This is a genomic window from Streptomyces exfoliatus, from assembly GCF_000725545.1.
Lineage (GTDB): Bacteria > Actinomycetota > Actinomycetes > Streptomycetales > Streptomycetaceae > Streptomyces > Streptomyces exfoliatus.
In genome coordinates this window covers 101,694-117,829 of record NZ_JNZP01000020.1, presented here as the reverse complement: position 1 = coordinate 117,829, position 16,136 = coordinate 101,694, and the positions used below count along the sequence as shown (strand labels likewise).

Below are 16,136 nucleotides of genomic sequence, written 5' to 3'. Positions count from 1 at the left end.
ACGTCCCTCCTTCCGGACGATCACTGCGTCACCCCTCTTCGGGGGCACCGCTCTCCTCGTCGGCCGACTTCTCTTCCTTGGTGCCGGACGCGGCACCGGGCGTGGCGCCCGGCTGCGGCTCCGCCACCGCGACCCGGGCGGGCCTGATGGTCCGCTCGCCGATCCGATACCCCGGCTGCAGGATCGCCACGCAGGTCGTCTCGGTGACGTCCGGCGCGTACGAGTGCATCAGGGCCTCGTGGATCGTCGGGTCGAAGGGCTCGCCCTCCTTGCCGAACTGCTGGAGTCCCATCTTGGCGACGACGGTCTCCAGCGATTCGGCCACCGACTTGAACCCGCCCACGAGCTCACCGTGCTCACGGGCCCGGCCGACGTCGTCGAGCACGGGCAGGAGCTCGGACAGGAGGGTCGCGACGGCGATCTCCTTGACCGTGACCCGGTCCCGCTCCACGCGGCGGCGGTAGTTCTGGTATTCGGCCTGGAGCCGCTGGAGGTCCGCGGTGCGCTCGTCGAGCGCGGAACGGACCTGGTCCAGCTGGGCGGTGAGGCCCGCGGTACCGGCCGACTTCTGGCTGCTTGCGTCCCCGGCCGGGGCCGTCGCGTCCTCCTGGGAGGGCTCGACGGCCTCGGCGGCGTCGTCAGGGGTGGCGCCGGAGGGGACGTCGGGCTTCTCCTCGAAGCCCGGGGTCTCCTCGGTCACGCCTGACCACCCTTCTTGGGCTCGTCGTCGATGATCTCGGCGTCGACGACATCGTCGTCGGCCTGGGCCTGACCGGCGTCGCCGGCGGCCTGGGCGCCCTGGGCGTCGGCGTACAGCGCCTGGCCCAGCTTCTGGGAGACGGCCGCGACCTTCTCGGTGGCGGTACGGATCTCGGCGGTGTCCTCGCCCTTGAGCTTCTCCTTCAGCTCGACGAGCGCGGCCTCGACCTCGGCCTTGACGTCACCGGGGACCTTGTCCTCGTTGTCCTTGAGGAACTTCTCCGTCTGGTAGACGAGCTGCTCGCCCTGGTTGCGGGACTCGGCGGCCTCGCGGCGACGGTGGTCCTCGTCCGCGTACTGCTCGGCCTCCTGGCGCATCCGGTCGACCTCGTCCTTCGGCAGCGAGGAGCCACCGGTGACGGTCATCTTCTGCTCCTTGCCCGTGCCGAGGTCCTTGGCCGTGACGTGCATGATGCCGTTCGCGTCGATGTCGAACGCGACCTCGATCTGCGGGACGCCACGCGGGGCCGGCGGGAGACCGGTCAGCTCGAACATGCCGAGCTTCTTGTTGTACGCCGCGATCTCGCGCTCGCCCTGGTAGACCTGGATCTGCACGGACGGCTGGTTGCAGCGGGGTCACGTCGAGGAGCAGGACGTCCTTGACCTCACCCTTGAGGACACCGGCCTGGAGCGCGGCGCCGATGGCGACGACCTCGTCCGGGTTGACGCCCTTGTTGGCGTCCTGACCGCCGGTCAGCTCCTTGACGAGCTCGGCGACGGCCGGCATACGGGTCGAACCACCGACGAGAACGACGTGGTCGATCTCGGAGAGGTTGATGCCCGCGTCCTTGATGACGTTGTGGAACGGCACCTTGCAGCGGTCGAGCAGGTCCGAGGTCAGCTGCTGGAACTGGGCGCGCGTGAGCTTCTCGTCCAGGTGCAGCGGGCCCTCGGCGGAAGCCGTGATGTAGGGCAGGTTGATCGACGTCTCGGTCGAGGACGACAGCTCGATCTTCGCCTTCTCCGCGGCCTCGCGGAGACGCTGGAGAGCCATCTTGTCCTTGGCCAGGTCGACGCCGTGGCCGTTCTGGAACTGCGTCACCAGGTAGTCGACGACGCGCTGGTCCCAGTCGTCACCACCGAGGTGGTTGTCACCGTTGGTGGCCTTCACCTCGACGACGCCGTCGCCGATCTCCAGGAGGGACACGTCGAAGGTGCCGCCACCGAGGTCGAAGACGAGGATCGTCTGGTCGTCCTTGTCGAGGCCGTAGGCCAGGGCGGCCGCGGTCGGCTCGTTGACGATGCGCAGGACGTTGAGGCCCGCGATCTCACCGGCCTCCTTGGTGGCCTGACGCTCGGAGTCGTTGAAGTACGCCGGGACGGTGATGACCGCGTCGACGACCTTCTCGCCCAGGTACGCCTCGGCGTCGCGCTTCAGCTTCTGCAGGATGAAGGCGCTCATCTGCTGCGGGTTGAAGTTCTTGCCGTCGATCTCGATCTTCCAGTCGGTGCCCATGTGGCGCTTGACCGACCGGATGGTCCTGTCGACGTTGGTGACGGCCTGACGCTTGGCCACCTCGCCGACGAGCACTTCGCCGTTCTTCGCGAAGGCGACGACGGACGGCGTGGTCCTGGCGCCCTCGGCGTTGGTGATGACGGTGGGCTCGCCGCCTTCCAGAACGCTGACGACGGAGTTAGTCGTGCCCAGGTCGATGCCGACCGCACGTGCCATTTCGATTCCTCCAGCTGACGTACTTGAGTGGAACTGACTCAAGGATGCATGACGTGTCGGCGCGCGTCAACAGACCTGAGTGGAGGTGGCTCAACTCTTCGTCCGCCCATCCGCTCAATGGGCGCGTCGCTCCCCCACCCTTCCAGGTTCACATGAGAGAGTCCGGACATATCACAGGATTCCCGCCGGAGGGTGTGGGCGCATGACGGCGAAACGCGCGTTCGACATGGTGGTCGGGGTCGTCCTGCTCCTCGCACTCGCGCCTCTGATCGCCGGCGTCGCCCTGTCCGTCACGCTCGGCGGCGACGGCGCGGTGCTGCGCCGCCGCAGGATCGCGGGCCTGAACGGGCGGCCCTTCACGATGCTGACCTTCCGCACGAGGAGCCCGCTGGCCGCGCTGCCGCTGCTGCTGCACGTCGCCGCCGGCCAGATGTCGCTGGTCGGACCGTGCCCGCTGACCCCGACCCACCGCGAGTGCGCGGGCGACGGGCGCCGCCGACTCTCCGTACGCCCCGGGCTCACCGGCCTGTGGCAGATCAGCGGGCGCTCCGACCTGCCGTGGGAGGAGCGCGAGCTGCTCGACCTCCACTATGTGGACCACCACTGGCTCGGAATGGATCTGGCGGTCCTGGCGCGTACGCTTCCAGCAGTACGCAGGCGTCGTGCGGCAAGGTTTGCCTGAGCGACACATATCACCGCGAGCGCCGCTACAGCGCGGGGCCGCGACCGGGTAATCTCAGCAGGAACTCAATAAGTTACCGCTTAGTAGGCCCGCCCGAGGAGCCCTTCATGCAACTCGCCGCGATCATCGTGTCGATCGCCATCACGGTGGTGGCCGTCGCGCTGTTCGGCCGCGCCACCGCGCAGATCTACCGCTTCGTGCGGCTGGGTCAGCCGGTGCCCGCCGGCACGCGCACCGGTGACCCCAAGCAGCGCACCATCACGCTGGTCAAGGAATTCCTCGGCCACACACGGATGAACCGCTGGGGCATCGTCGGCTTCGCGCACTGGTTCGTCGCGGTGGGCTTCTTCTCGCTGCTCCTGACGATCGTCAACGCCTTCGGCCAGCTCTTCCAGGCCGACTGGCTGATCCCGATCATCGGCGACTGGCTGCCGTACGAGATCTTCACCGAGTTCCTCGGTCTGATGACGGTCCTCGGCATCGTGACCCTCATCGTGATCCGGCAGCTCAGCAGGCCGACCAAGGCGGGCCGCAAGTCCCGCTTCACCGGCTCCAAGACCGGCCAGGCCTACTTCGTCGAAGCCGTCATCCTCATCGTCGGCCTCTGCATCATGACGCTGCGCGCCCTCGAAGGCGTCCAGCACCACGTGACGAGCTGGGAGCCGGGCTTCTTCGCCTCGTACCCGCTGATCGCGCTGCTCGACGGCCTGGACCTGAGCACGATCCAGCACCTCACCTACTTCGTCGCGGCGCTCAAGATCGTCACGTCCTTCACCTGGATGATCACGGTCTCGCTCAACACGAACATGGGTGTCGCCTGGCACCGCTTCCTCGGCTTCCCGAACATCTGGTTCAAGCGCAACGCCGACGGCTCCACCGCCCTCGGCGCGCTCCAGCCGATGAGCACCGGCGGCAAGGAGATCGACTGGGAGGACCCGGCCGAGGACGCCGTCTTCGGCGTCTCCCAGGTCGAGCAGTTCTCCTGGAAGGGCATCCTCGACTTCTCCACCTGCACCGAGTGCGGCCGCTGCCAGTCGCAGTGCCCCGCCTGGAACACCGGCAAGCCCCTCTCCCCCAAGCTCCTCATCATGTCGCTGCGCGACCACGCGCACGCCAAGGCCCCGTACCTGCTCGCGGGCGGCGGCAAGGACATGGAGGGCAACGAGAAGGCGACGCCCGAGCAGCTCAAGGACGTCCCCGCGTCGGCCATCGCCGAGGCCGAGCGCCCCCTCATCGGCACCGCCGAGGAGAACGGCGTCATCGACCCCGACGTCCTGTGGTCCTGCACCACCTGCGGCGCCTGCGTCGAGCAGTGCCCGGTCGACATCGAGCACATCGACCACATCGTCGACATGCGCCGCTACCAGGTGATGATCGAGTCCGCGTTCCCGTCCGAGGCGGGCACGATGCTCAAGAACCTGGAGAAGAAGGGCAACCCCTGGGGCCTCGCCAAGAAGGCGCGCGTCGAGTGGACCAAGGAGGTCGACTTCGAGGTCCCCATCGTCGGCAAGGACGTCGAGGACCTCTCGGAGTACGACTACCTGTACTGGGTCGGCTGCGCAGGCGCCCTGGAGGACCGGGCCAAGAAGACCACCAAGGCCTTCGCCGAGCTCCTGAACATCGCGGGCGTCAAGTTCGCGATCATGGGCGGCGACGAGAAGTGCACCGGTGACTCCCCCCGCCGCCTCGGCAACGAGCCGCTGTTCCAGCAGCTCGCCCAGGAGAACGTCGCGATGCTGAACATGGCGTTCGGCGAGGACGACGACGATCCGGAGACGAAGAAGCCGAAGTCGGCGAAGCGGATCGTCTCCACCTGCCCGCACTGCTTCAACACCATCGCCAACGAGTACCCGCAGCTCGGCGGCGAGTACGAGGTCATCCACCACACCCAGCTGCTCCAGCACCTCATCGACGAGGGCAAGCTGGTCCCGGTGACCCCGGTCGACGGTCTGATCACCTACCACGACCCCTGCTACCTGGGCCGCCACAACAAGGTCTACACGCCGCCGCGCGAGATCATGTCCGCCGTCCCCGGCCTGCGCCAGCAGGAGATGCACCGCCACAAGGAGCGCGGCTTCTGCTGCGGCGCCGGTGGTGCCCGGATGTGGATGGAGGAGCGGATCGGCAAGCGCATCAACAACGAGCGCGTCGACGAGGCCCTGTCCCTCAACCCCGACATCGTCTCCACGGCCTGCCCGTTCTGCCTGGTCATGCTGACCGACTCGGTCAACGGCAAGAAGAACGAGGGCAAGGCCAAGGAGTCCGTCACGGTCGTGGACGTGGCCCAGCTGCTCCTCGAATCGGTGAAGACCCCGGCCGAGCCGGAGCCGGAACCGGCCGCCGAGGAGCCGGAGCCGGCTGTCTGATCCCGGCATGAGAAGGGCCGCCCCGCGTGATCGCGGGGCGGCCCTTCTTCGCGGGGAGGCCCGCCGCGAGCCCGTCCTGATCGACAGGACGCCCCCTAGGGGATGTCACAGCTCAGTGGCAAGCGTCGTCCCGAGGAGCGCCCGCACGGCGGAAGCGGGTACGTTCGACGACGTGGCTGGATTCAGGAACGGACGCGGCCGGGACAACCGCCCCCCGCAACAACAACCGCAGCAGGCGCCCTACGGGTACAACGCGGCCCCGCCGCCGTACCCGCAGCAGCAGTGGCCCCAGCAGGGCCAAGGACAGGGCCAGGGCCCCGCGCCGTACGGACAGCAGGGGCACCAGCAGCAGCCCTACGGAGAGCCCGAGTACTTCGGCGAGCCGTACGGCCGGCCGCAGCACCCGCACGCGGCGACGGCGAACAACCCGGGCCACACCCAGATGTTCAGCGTCGACGACCCGTACGCCCAGGCCGGCGGCTACCAGGCGCCCCCGCCCCCCACGGGCCCCCGGCTGCGCTGGCAGGCACTCCTGAGCGGCATCGTGCTCCGCCCCGCGGACACGTTCCTGCGGATGCGGGACCACGCCGTCTGGGGCCCGGCGCTGATCGTCACCTTCCTCTACGGGCTCCTCGCGATCTTCGGCTTCGACCAGGCGCGCGAAGAGGCGATCAACGCGACCCTGTCGACGGCGATCCCGTACGTCCTGATGACGGCCCTCGGCTTCGTCGTCGGCGGACTGATCCTGGGCGCGGTCACGCACACCCTGGCGCGCCAGCTCGGCGGCGACGGGGCCTGGCAGCCGACCGTGGGCCTCTCCATGCTGATCATGTCGATCACGGACGCGCCCCGGCTGGTCTTCGCGCTCTTCCTCGGCGGCGAGAACGGTCTCGTCCAGGTGGTCGGCTGGCTGACCTGGCTGGCGGCGGGTGCGCTGTTCACCGTGATGGTGAGCCGCTCGCACGACCTGCCGTGGCCGAAGGCGCTGGGCGCGTCGGCGATCCAGCTCGTGGCCCTGCTGAGCCTGATCAAGCTGGGCACGCTGTAGCCGTGACAGGACGGCCGGGCGACCGGCCGCCCCGCACGGACCGGACCGGCCGCCGCACTGGCGCCGGTCCGGTCCGTTTTCGTCTCGGCCCGTCCGGCCCGCTCAGCGGGGGCGGCCGATGCGCCACCAGTCCCTGCGGACCGCCGGGTCCGCCGGGTCCGCCGGGTCCGCCGACCCGTCGGCCCAGAACTCCATGAGGTCGCCCGGCGCGAGCCCGAGGGCGTGCTCGATCTCGCCGGGGGTCAGCCCGCGCAGGGAGTCCGAGAGCGACCTGGTCAGGTCGTACCAGTAGCCGCGCAGCGTCGACTCGCTCACGAACAGCTCCCTCGCCACCTGGGCGTAGCTCAGCCCGCGGGCGCGGCCGTACAGGATCTGGCGCTGGCGCTCGCTCAGCACGGTGATGCAGTCGCGCCGTACGAGCACTTCGAGGATGCCGACGACCGCCTGCGGCACGACGGTGCCGCCCGCGGCGACCTCGAGGAACAGTTCCTCGGTCCGGTCGCGCGGCAGCGCCTTGGAGACGACGCCGCTCGCACCCGCCGCGACGCAGGCGGCGAGCACGAAGCGGCGCTCCTCCTGGCTGTACACGCAGACGCGGTAGCCGCGGCCGGTCAGCACGCGAAGGGCGGCGATGCCCTGGCGGACGTCGGGCTGCCGTTCGAGGTTGGCCAGGTGCAGGTCGAGCACGACGAGGTCCACGGCGGGGCCGAGCCGCTCCAGCTCCTCGACCGTGGCGACGGCGGCGACGACGTCGAGACCGGGCATGAGCAGGCCGATCGACTCGCGGATCAGCGAGGCGTCGTCGACGACCGCCACGGCGGGTCTCATGAGGCGTCCGAGAAGGCGGCGTCCGAAGAGGCCGGGTGCGAAGAAGCCGGGTGCGAAGAGGCCGGGTCGGAGAAGGCGGCGGACACCGTGGCGGCCAGGGGATCCCCCGGACCGGCTCCGGTTCCCGGGCGCGACGGGCGCGACCGTACCGTCACGGTCGTCCCCTCGCCCGCGGCGGACACGATCGCGACGCCGAGGCCCCGTCTGCGGAGTTCGCCGACGACCACCTCGCGCAGCCCGACGCCGGCGGTCACCGACGCGGGGTCGAAGCCGACCCCGTCGTCGTGCACGGTCAGCGTCCAGCCCCCGCGTTCGTCCTCCCGCTCGTCGAGGTGGACGACGACCTCGTGCGCGCGGGCGTGCACGCGGACGTTCAGGAGGAGGCTCCCGAGCGCGCGCTCCAGCGCCTCCGCCTGCGCGGCGGGGATCCGCAGGCCGGTGCCGAGGTCGAGGGAGGCGACGACGTCCAGGTCGGCGAAACGGTCGCACACCCGCTTGACCAGCGGGACGAGCCCGACCGAGGGACCTTCGCCGTCGGCGGCGCACGCGTCCCTGCCCCGCAGATAGGAACGCATCCGCCGCATCTCCACCTCGGCCTCGCCGACGAGCCGGGCCCGCGCGTCGTCGTCGCCCTGCTCTGTCAGCAGGCGCATGACGGCGATGCCGTTGTGCATCATCACCTGGGCCCGCCGCTCCTCCTCGCGCCTGGCCAATTCGGCGGCACGCGCGCGTGAGGCGTCGGCGTCGCGCGCGATGCGGCGGGTGTAGCCGAAGAACATGCGGGCGACCAGCGCGTACACCACATAGGTCAGGACGTTGCCGACGGCGGTCGACGTCATCTCGCTCCCGACCTCGCCGCCGAGGTAGACCACGTAACAGACGGAGACCGCGAGCAGGCTGACCGCCCAGACGGCGAGGACGCGCACACCGCCGGCGGTGATGATCACGGACAGCGCGTACCCCGGCTGGAACGCGGTCCAGGTCCCGAAGCGGTCCCAGGGCGCGAGCACCAGGGGGGCGAGAACGAGGAGGGTGCAGGCCAGCCCGAAGTCGAGCACGGAGACGACGGTGCCCGGCGGCCGGCGGCGCACGAGCGTCACGACGCTCACCGCGACCGCCGCGAGGGCGGCGGCGCCCCAGCACGCGAGGTAGCCGGCCTCGTGCGGCGACCGCGCCGCCCCGAGCTGCACGGCGGGCACCATCTGCGCGACGGTCCCGAGACGGACCCCGGCGGTGAAGTACGAGAAGGCCCGCTCGACGCCGGCCCTGGTCGTGGGCAGTTCCGCGACCCGCCACAGCCCGCTGCGACTCCTCATCGTCCTCCTCGGCTCCGGACAGCCTTCTGGCACGCACGATGAAGATAGTTGAGCGGCATGACTATGGGCAGGGCCTCTTGCGGAGGCCCTGCCCTTGGGGAGTTCCGGCGGAGGGACGGGTCAGACGAGCTTGGCGAGCGCCGCCCAGGTGTAGTCCCCGGGGGCGCCGTCGATCGGGCCGCCGTAGCCGCCGAGCACCGCCATGCGCTGGAGCCCCTTGTACGTGTTCGTGCCGGGCGCCCCGTCGATCGGACCGGTGTACTGGAAACCGGTGAACAGCCTCTGCAGGCCCCTCCACGAGTTGGCGCCCAGGACGCCGTCGGCCGGGCCGGTGTAGCCGCCGAGCTTGGCCACCCGCTGCATCGCCGCGTACGTGTTCGTCCCCGGGTCACCGTCGACGGGGCCGCCGTAGCCGAAGCGCGAGCAGATGGTCTGCACGCCCTTCCACGAGTTGACGCCCATCGCGCCGTCGATCAGGCCGCCGTAGCCGCCCTTCGCGGCCATCCGCTGGAGCGCCATGTACGTGTACGTGCCCGGCGCGCCGTCGATCGCACCGGTGTAGGCGTAGCCCGTGACGACCTGCTGCACGCCCTTCCAGGTGTTGGTGCCCGGCGCGCCGTCCAGGGCTCCGGTGTAGCCGCCCGCGCCGGCGATCTTCTGCAGCGTCAGCCCCTCGCCGCCGGCGGAGGGCGGGGGCGTCCCGCCACCGGTGACGGAGAGCGGGTTGACCCGGACGCCACTGGAGTTGATGACGTGCCAGTGCAGGTGCGGGCCGGTCGAGTTGCCGGACCCGTCGGCCCCGGCCGCCCCTCCGGAGCGCCCGACGATCGTCCCGGCGGCCACGGTGGCGCCGTTGGCGAGCAGGAACCGGGACAGGTGCATGTACTGGCTGCGGTATCCCTCGGCGTGGTGGATGGTGACGGTGTGGCCGCCGGTGCCGTTGTAGGCGATGTTCTCGATGGTGCCGGCGCCGCAGGCCGGGAGCGACGTTCCCACGGCCATGCCGAAGTCGACGCCGTTGTGGTACGGCGGGTTCCACCCGCCGGTGATGGCGTACGCGCCGAACGGGTTGTAGAGCGCGGGGACGGCGTACGCGCTGGTGGGCAGCACGAGTCCGCCGGCGGTCAGCGCTCCACCGCCCACCACCGCGCCGCGCAGCAGCGTGCGGCGGCTGACGCCCGTCGGGACGCGGTGGTCGCGGTCGTGGTCGTCCTGGCTGCCGCCACAACGGTGCCGTGCCTCGTTCTCGGTCAACGCTTCTCCCTGAGCTGTCTCGACTGGCGGGGGTCCGAAAGGGGGTCCGAGCGGGTCTTCGAGCAGGGTCTTCGAGCGGGCTGTACGAGCGAGATGTACGAACAGGCTGTTCCGGAAGATCACGGGCCCGCTCATCCCATCGGGCCGCCCCGCCACCGACAACCCAACGAACGCGCGGAATCGGGGGCGGGCCCCGGGGACCGGGGCGCACAACTCCGCGCTTTCGTTGGGTTGTCGGCGTACCGGTCGTGGGGTGGTCTTGTCCGGTCCGTGGTCCGACCGGCGGTCCAGGGGATTCCAGGAGGTCAGGTGCCCGAGTGGCCCGAGTGGGTTGATGGCGAAGGGCGGGGGCCGTCCCGGCGGTCCGTCCCGCGGACGGCCGGCGCGCTGCTGCCGGGACCGGTCCTGGGGGTGGGCGCGCGCGGCACGGCCTCGGCGGCGAGCGGGCCAAGCGGCTCCACCGCGGACGACCAGCGGGTCCCGCGGACGTTCGCCCAGCGTGGCGGCTACACGGGACCGGTCGAGGGCGCGGTCGACGTCAACGGCTGGCAGGTGTGCAGCTCGCGGTCCGCGGCCACGGCTCCACGGACCCGGCGGACGGCGTGCTCGGCCACGTACAGCCGGGCTGTCGTCCAGGGCTGCCCGCGTGGCTCGGGCTACTCGGGCCTGATCGGCGAAGTGCCCGACACGCACGCGTGTCGGGCACTGGGCGATCTGGTCAGCTGAGGAGGCCGGTCAGGTCTCCGGCTCCTCCTCTCCTGAACCACTCAGGCGTCGAGGACCTGGCCCTCACGCTTCACGACGGGCGGCTCGACCGACCAGGGGAAATTGATCCACTCGTCGGTCTTCTTCCACACGTACTCGCACTTCACGAGGGAGTGCGACTTCTCGTAGATGACGGCCGAACGGACCTCGGCGACGTGGTCGACGCAGAAGTCGTGGACGAGCTTGAGCGTCTTGCCAGTGTCGGCGACGTCGTCCGTGATCAGGACCTTCTTGTCGGAGAAGTCGATCGCGTCGGGCACGGGCGCCAGCATGACCGGCATCTCCAGGGTGGTCCCGACGCCGGTGTAGAACTCCACGTTCACGAGGTGGATGTTCTTGCAGTCGAGCGCGTAGGCCAGGCCGCCGGCGACGAAGACACCGCCACGGGCGATGGAGAGCACGATGTCGGGCTCGTAACCGTCGTCGGCGATGGTCTGCGCCAGCTCGCGGACTGCCGTGCCGAAACCCTCGTACGTCAGGTTCTCGCGTACTTCACTCATGCCTGCGACCGCCTCACACCTGGGTCCGATGGAAGTTCATGAACGAACGGGAGGCCGTCGGCCCCCGCTGGCCCTGGTACCGGGAGCCGTACCGCTCGCTCCCGTAGGGGAACTCGGCGGGCGAGCTCAGCCGGAACATGCAGAGCTGGCCGATCTTCATGCCCGGCCACAGCTTGATCGGCAGGGTGGCGAGGTTCGACAGCTCCAGGGTCACGTGCCCGGAGAACCCGGGGTCGATGAACCCGGCGGTCGAGTGCGTGACCAGCCCGAGCCGCCCCAGAGAGCTCTTCCCCTCGAGGCGCGACGCGATGTCGTCCGGGAGGGTGATGACCTCGTAGGTCGAGGCGAGCACGAACTCGCCGGGGTGCAGGATGAACGCCTCGTCGCCCTCCGGCTCGACCTCACGGGTCAGGTCGAGCTGCTCGACGGCGGGGTCGATGTGGGGGTGGCGGTGGTTCTCGAACACCCGGAAGAAGCGGTCAAGCCTCACGTCGATGCTCGAGGGCTGCACCATGGATTCGTCGTACGGGTCGATGCGCACCCGTCCGGCATCGATCTCGGCCCGGATGTCCTTGTCTGAGAGAAGCACGCCCCCACGATACGCAGAGGGCGCGGACCTGCCCCAATCGGCGGCCGCCCGCGCCCGACCTCGTACGCCTCAGCGCCGCCCGGCCTCCACCGGCACCGCGTGCCGCAGCCGCGCACACCGCGGACACCGGATGAGCCGCCCTGGCCCGATCCGCCCGGCCCCGAGCTGCTGAAGCGGGAACGAGGCGGTACTGAACACATGCCCTTCGGCACAACGGACGACGGTGCGCTCCATCGGACCCATCAAGTCCCTTCCCCTACACATGTGGTGGACGAGCAGCCACATTAGGGGATGAAGGGGACACCCTCCAGACGGCACTCCGCACACGGAGAGGCGTGAGCTTCGCCTCACGTGGCACATGGGGTACAGTGTGCAACGATGCGGCAAAGGTCATCCGGCCGCTGTGCGGATGTAGTTTAATGGTAGAACATGAGCTTCCCAAGCTTATAGCGCGGGTTCGATTCCCGTCATCCGCTCCACAGTAACGCCCCAGGTCAGCGACCTGGGGCTTTATGCTTTTCGGCGAGACCCTTCTCAGCCACCGTGCGCTGCGGACGTGAACGGCCGTAGCGGATGTGCGTGGGCGCATACTGGCAGCAATGACAAAGCCAAGTGCACCGAAGCGCTTTTTGCCCACCAGCCCCTTCAAAGCCCCGGTCACGCTGCCTCCTAAGCAGTTCGCCGTAGGCGACCAGGTCACACACGACGTGCACGGCCTCGGCCGGGTCATCGGCATAGAGGTTGGGATCGCGGCGGTCGTGGATTTCAGCTCGACGCAAGAGCGGATCTTGAGTCCGTACGCCAAGATGAGCAGGCTGTAGGACCGCCGTGCCCGGTCACGGCACACGAGATCCGTTCATGGCCCCGCACCTGACCTCGCCGTTCTCCGCTCCGGAAGGGGTGCCCCCCTGTGCCGCTGCGACATCACCGCATCCCACCACAAATCCCTTCCAGGCGCCCGACTTCGGGGAGATCGAAACCTTCCTGCTCGACGAGGATGCGCAAACATCCACCTCTGGCACGAGTGCGGCTCGACGCGAGGCAGGCTAGCTCCCACTCGTGACGATGGCTTCGGCATCGAGCCACGAGGCGTATCCGTTTCCGTCTCCATCCACGGCGTGCGCCGACCAGCTCCGTGCGGGTGTGACGGGCTCTGATCCGTCACCAGACGAGGCGGCGGTGAGCGGGCGCATGCGCATGGCGGCATGGATGAGGTCGGCCACGAACAGCACGATGCCGATGAAGAGCAGGAAGAGGAGCCCGTCGGCGACGGCGCCGATGATGCCGAGCGCGATCGCGACGATGATCAGGGCCAGGAAAAGGCGACATGAGGGGCACCTCCCCGGTCGGACGGGAAGCTCAGCGGCGGGCTAGCTGGCCCGGTCCCACCGTCGCACCGTCCAGGCGAACGAATACCAGACGGGGCGCGTGGGCAGGCCGACCCGGATCGCGGCCATGGCCGGCTCGTCGGTGCTGGTGTCGACGTAGATCGCTTCCAGGCTCTGCCAGCGTGCCCCAGCCGTGCCCTTCAGGGCTGTGAACAGCGGTCACCGTGGGGTCGCCAGGACCAGCCGACACAAACCGACTTGGAGTGTTTCCGCAGGTCAGAGCCCACCGGCGGGCCCAGTGCCGGTGATTCCCAAGCTCATAGCGCGGGTTCGATCCCCGTCATCCGCTCCATGACAAAGCCCCAGGTCAGCGACCTGGGGCTTGTCTGTTGGCATATCATCCAGCCGCCTCCCCCTCCTGCGGAATAATCAAGGCATGGCAGCCACGCCCAGCGTCCCCGAGGTCCGCCGCACCAGATTCGCCAGGCGGCTTCCCGCCGAGCTCTCGGAGCTCGGCGGCCCCGACCACGGTCACGCGTGGTCCGGCCTGTCCCGGTTCGACCTCGATCAGCCCCGATTGCGGATGAGCTGCTATCGGATCGTCCTGGCCGAGGGACAGCACGATGACCTGGTCCGTTACCTGAACCGGGAACTGCTCGTCGCCATGTGGCCCGTCCTGCGCACGCTGATCAGCCGGGACATCCGCGACGTCTGGGAGAACGCCTTCCACGAGTTGGCTCCCCATACCCGGGCCGCTGCGTGAACCTCACGGAACTACACCGGCGCCTGCTCGCCGATGTCCTGGCCAGGATCTCGATGTCGCCACCGAGAACCCGGAGCCGATGGAGGAGATCGCCGCCACTGTGCGCGTCGGGCTAGAACAACGCGGCTGGCAGGTGGAGGCGTTGGAAGCTGATCCGCTCTCGGCCCAACTGATCGTCACCGACACGGCAACCGGCGAGGAGTGCGAGGTCGACATCCTCAAGGAAGCACTCTGGCGTCCGCCGGTGATGACCCGGCATGGCTTGGTGCTTTCGCTGGAGGACGTAGTCGGCACAAAGGTCCGCGCGCTGGCAGACCGGGGCCTGGCGCGTGACCTGATCGACGTCCGAGCGGCAGCCGACCGCTGGAGTCACACCGAACTCGAAGAACTCGGCGGCCGCCACGCCCGTGACACCTTCGACCTCCGATCTCCAGGCCCGGCTCGCCGGCACGGATTGGATCGATGACACCGAGTTCGCCGCGTACGGGCTCAACGACCACCAGACCTTCGAGCTCCGGCAGTGGGCTCAGGAATGGGCCGACGACATCGCCGAGAGACTCCAGGAAGCGGAAGGCCCACCCGACGACTGATCACTGGGAACCGCGCACGGCCAAGAAGCGCCGCATATCCGAGGAGGCGGGCCGTGCCCCGACCGTGCCCTTCGGAGCGGCGAACAGCGGTCAACACGGGTGCCCGCGAGCCTGCGGGACAGCACTAGCCGGTGGGATACAGGCCCTGGGTCTGGGCCAGTTCGCGCACCGTGGCCATGTCGCTGAAGGGGAGCAGCTTCTCTCCGATGATCTGGTGGGGTTCGCTGCCCTTGCCGGCGATCAGGACCGTGTCGTCGGGGCCCGCCGCGGACAGGGCGAAGGCGATCGCCTGGCGGCGGTCGGTGTAGCGGCGGAAAGGGGTGCCGGTCGCCGTGAGGCCGGGGGCGACCTGGTCCAGGATGGCCTCGGGGTCCTCGTCGCGGGGGTTGTCCGAGGTCAGGACACAGAGGTCGGAATGGGTCCCGGCGATCTGGCCCATCTCGGCCCGTTTGGTGGTGTCGCGGTCTCCTCCGCAGCCGAAGACCGTGATCACCCGGCCGCGGGCGAAGCCCCGGATGGTGGCCAGGACCTTGTCCAGGGAGTCCGGCGAGTGGGCGTAGTCCACGAGCACCGACGTGCCCAGCGGGGTCCGGAAGGGTTCCATCCGGCCCGGGACGGGCGGCATCCGGTCGAGCGCGTCGACCAGCGGGCCCAGCTCGTGCCCCAGCACGTGGCAGGCTGCCACCGCCGCCAGCGCGTTGGCCACCGAGAACCGGCCGGGGACGGGGATCGAGGCCGGGTAGGCACGTCCGTCGTGGTGGAGGGTGAACCGCGTACCCGAGGCACTCACCACGAGGTCGGTGGCCCGGTAGTCGGCCGGGCGGTCCAGGGCGTACGTGGTCACGGCACCCGGCATCATCGACACGACGGACGCGCCCACCGGGTCGTCGACGTTCACCACCGCGCGCCGGCACAGGCCCTGGAAGAGCCGCAGTTTGGCGTCCCGGTAGTCCGCCATCGTTCCGTGGTCGTCCAGATGGTCCTGCGTCAGGTTGGTGAAGACCCCGACGTCGATGAACGTACGGTTCACCCGGTGTGTCAGCAGCGCCATCGAGGTGGCCTCCAGCACCACGCCGGCCGCCCCACGGTCGCGCATGCACCCCAGGAGGTACTGCAGGTCGGGGGATTCCGGCGTGGTCAGCGCTGATGGCGGCATGGGGATCGGCTCGTCGCCGATCCTGCTTCCGGCGGTTCCGATCACCCCCACCCTGGACCCCTCGGCGACCCGCAGGACGGACTCGACCATGTACGAGACGGAGGTCTTCCCGTTGGTGCCGGTGATCGCCACCATCTCCATCTGCCGCCCGGGCTCGCCGAAGTAGCGGGAGGTGACCACCGCGGCGGCCGTCCGCGTGTCGGGCACCCGGACAACACAGGTGCCCGCGGGCCATGCTCCGGCCGGCAGGGCGGGTTCGCTGCCGTCGACGAGAACGGCGGCGGCGCCCCGCGCCAGGGCGGGCGAGACGGAGCCGGGGCCGCCCTCCCGGTGTCCGGGCACGGCGATGAAGAGCGAGCCCGGTGTCACCCGGTCGACGTCGAAGGTGGTTCCCGCGGTGATCAACGTCGTGTCCGGATCACCCTGGAGAACGTGGTGCTCCTGCCCGGCCAGCAATGCGCTCAGCTTCACAATGATCCCTTCGAGGGGGCTCGGGCCCGGGCGTGCGGCCGTAGCCAGG

At 69.6% G+C, this 16,136-nt stretch carries 14 protein-coding genes, 1 tRNA gene and 2 pseudogenes; 9 read left to right on the top strand and 8 right to left on the bottom strand.

Annotation, left to right across the window (positions count from 1 at the left end; all coding sequences use genetic code 11):
• Positions 1–28: 28 nt before the first annotated feature.
• Positions 29–700, bottom strand: coding sequence for a nucleotide exchange factor GrpE (gene grpE, locus IO20_RS0124340; RefSeq protein ID WP_030209916.1), 672 nt, complete (start codon positions 698–700; stop codon positions 29–31).
• Positions 697–2,431: pseudogene (locus IO20_RS36865) on the bottom strand (Hsp70 family protein). Before IO20_RS36865 ends, grpE begins: the two are co-directional and overlap by 4 nt.
• 202 nt (positions 2,432–2,633) lie before the next feature.
• Between IO20_RS36865 and IO20_RS0124330 the strand changes: the two are divergent.
• The 3 genes from IO20_RS0124330 (at position 2,634) to IO20_RS0124320 (ending at position 6,527) form a co-directional block, all read left to right on the top strand.
• Positions 2,634–3,113, top strand: a complete 480-nt coding sequence (locus IO20_RS0124330; protein WP_030553190.1) for a sugar transferase — start codon at positions 2,634–2,636, stop codon at positions 3,111–3,113.
• 107 nt (positions 3,114–3,220) lie between these two features.
• Positions 3,221–5,479 (top strand): (Fe-S)-binding protein, encoded by a 2,259-nt coding sequence (locus tag IO20_RS0124325; RefSeq protein ID WP_030553192.1) that lies wholly within the window; start codon positions 3,221–3,223, stop codon positions 5,477–5,479.
• A gap of 172 nt (positions 5,480–5,651) precedes the next feature.
• Positions 5,652–6,527: a Yip1 family protein gene (locus IO20_RS0124320; protein ID WP_030553194.1), complete on the top strand. Its 876-nt coding sequence runs from the start codon at positions 5,652–5,654 to the stop codon at positions 6,525–6,527.
• Positions 6,528–6,629: 102 nt separating this feature from the next.
• On the opposite strand, the gene IO20_RS0124315 is transcribed toward IO20_RS0124320, so the two are convergent.
• The 3 genes from IO20_RS0124315 to IO20_RS37715 form a co-directional block, all read right to left on the bottom strand.
• Entirely contained in the window at positions 6,630–7,355 is a 726-nt protein-coding gene (locus tag IO20_RS0124315; protein ID WP_030553196.1) for a LuxR C-terminal-related transcriptional regulator, read from the bottom strand.
• A complete protein-coding gene (locus IO20_RS0124310) occupies positions 7,352–8,671 on the bottom strand; it encodes a sensor histidine kinase (protein ID WP_211270413.1) in 1,320 nt (439 codons plus the stop codon). The genes IO20_RS0124315 and IO20_RS0124310 overlap by 4 nt, the downstream gene beginning before the upstream one ends.
• Positions 8,672–8,791: 120 nt before the next feature.
• Complete coding sequence (locus IO20_RS37715) at positions 8,792–9,925, bottom strand: M23 family metallopeptidase (protein ID WP_051874621.1); 1,134 nt, start codon at positions 9,923–9,925, stop codon at positions 8,792–8,794.
• 309 nt (positions 9,926–10,234) lie between these two features.
• On the opposite strand from IO20_RS37715, the gene IO20_RS0124300 reads away from it, so the two are divergent.
• Positions 10,235–10,651, top strand: a complete 417-nt coding sequence (locus IO20_RS0124300) for a hypothetical protein (RefSeq protein ID WP_030553202.1) — start codon at positions 10,235–10,237, stop codon at positions 10,649–10,651.
• Positions 10,652–10,692: 41 nt separating this feature from the next.
• Here the strand turns inward: IO20_RS0124300 and IO20_RS0124295 are convergent, their stop codons facing one another.
• Complete coding sequence (locus tag IO20_RS0124295; protein ID WP_024755952.1) at positions 10,693–11,190, bottom strand: phosphoribosyltransferase; 498 nt, start codon at positions 11,188–11,190, stop codon at positions 10,693–10,695.
• A 13-nt stretch (positions 11,191–11,203) separates the two neighbouring features.
• Positions 11,204–11,779: a dCTP deaminase gene (gene dcd, locus IO20_RS0124290; protein ID WP_030209939.1), complete on the bottom strand. Its 576-nt coding sequence runs from the start codon at positions 11,777–11,779 to the stop codon at positions 11,204–11,206.
• Between the two features lie 405 nt (positions 11,780–12,184).
• On the opposite strand from dcd, the gene IO20_RS0124280 reads away from it, so the two are divergent.
• The 5 genes and pseudogenes from IO20_RS0124280 (at position 12,185) to IO20_RS36850 (ending at position 14,460) form a co-directional block, all read left to right on the top strand.
• Positions 12,185–12,258 (top strand) — tRNA-Gly (locus IO20_RS0124280).
• Between the two features lie 120 nt (positions 12,259–12,378).
• On the top strand, positions 12,379–12,600 hold the full coding sequence (locus IO20_RS0124275) for a hypothetical protein (RefSeq protein WP_030553204.1): 222 nt from the start codon (positions 12,379–12,381) through the stop codon (positions 12,598–12,600).
• A 384-nt stretch (positions 12,601–12,984) separates the two neighbouring features.
• Positions 12,985–13,110, top strand: coding sequence for a hypothetical protein (locus IO20_RS42040; RefSeq protein WP_281181674.1), 126 nt, complete (start codon positions 12,985–12,987; stop codon positions 13,108–13,110).
• 433 nt (positions 13,111–13,543) lie between these two features.
• Positions 13,544–13,870 (top strand): hypothetical protein, encoded by a 327-nt coding sequence (locus tag IO20_RS0124260; protein ID WP_030553206.1) that lies wholly within the window; start codon positions 13,544–13,546, stop codon positions 13,868–13,870.
• Positions 13,867–14,460 (top strand): annotated as a pseudogene (locus tag IO20_RS36850) (nucleotidyl transferase AbiEii/AbiGii toxin family protein). Before IO20_RS0124260 ends, IO20_RS36850 begins: the two are co-directional and overlap by 4 nt.
• Positions 14,461–14,584: 124 nt before the next feature.
• On the opposite strand, the gene IO20_RS0124250 reads toward IO20_RS36850, so the two are convergent.
• Positions 14,585–16,087 (bottom strand): UDP-N-acetylmuramoyl-L-alanyl-D-glutamate--2,6-diaminopimelate ligase, encoded by a 1,503-nt coding sequence (locus IO20_RS0124250; RefSeq protein WP_030553208.1) that lies wholly within the window; start codon positions 16,085–16,087, stop codon positions 14,585–14,587.
• Positions 16,088–16,136: the final 49 nt, after the last annotated feature.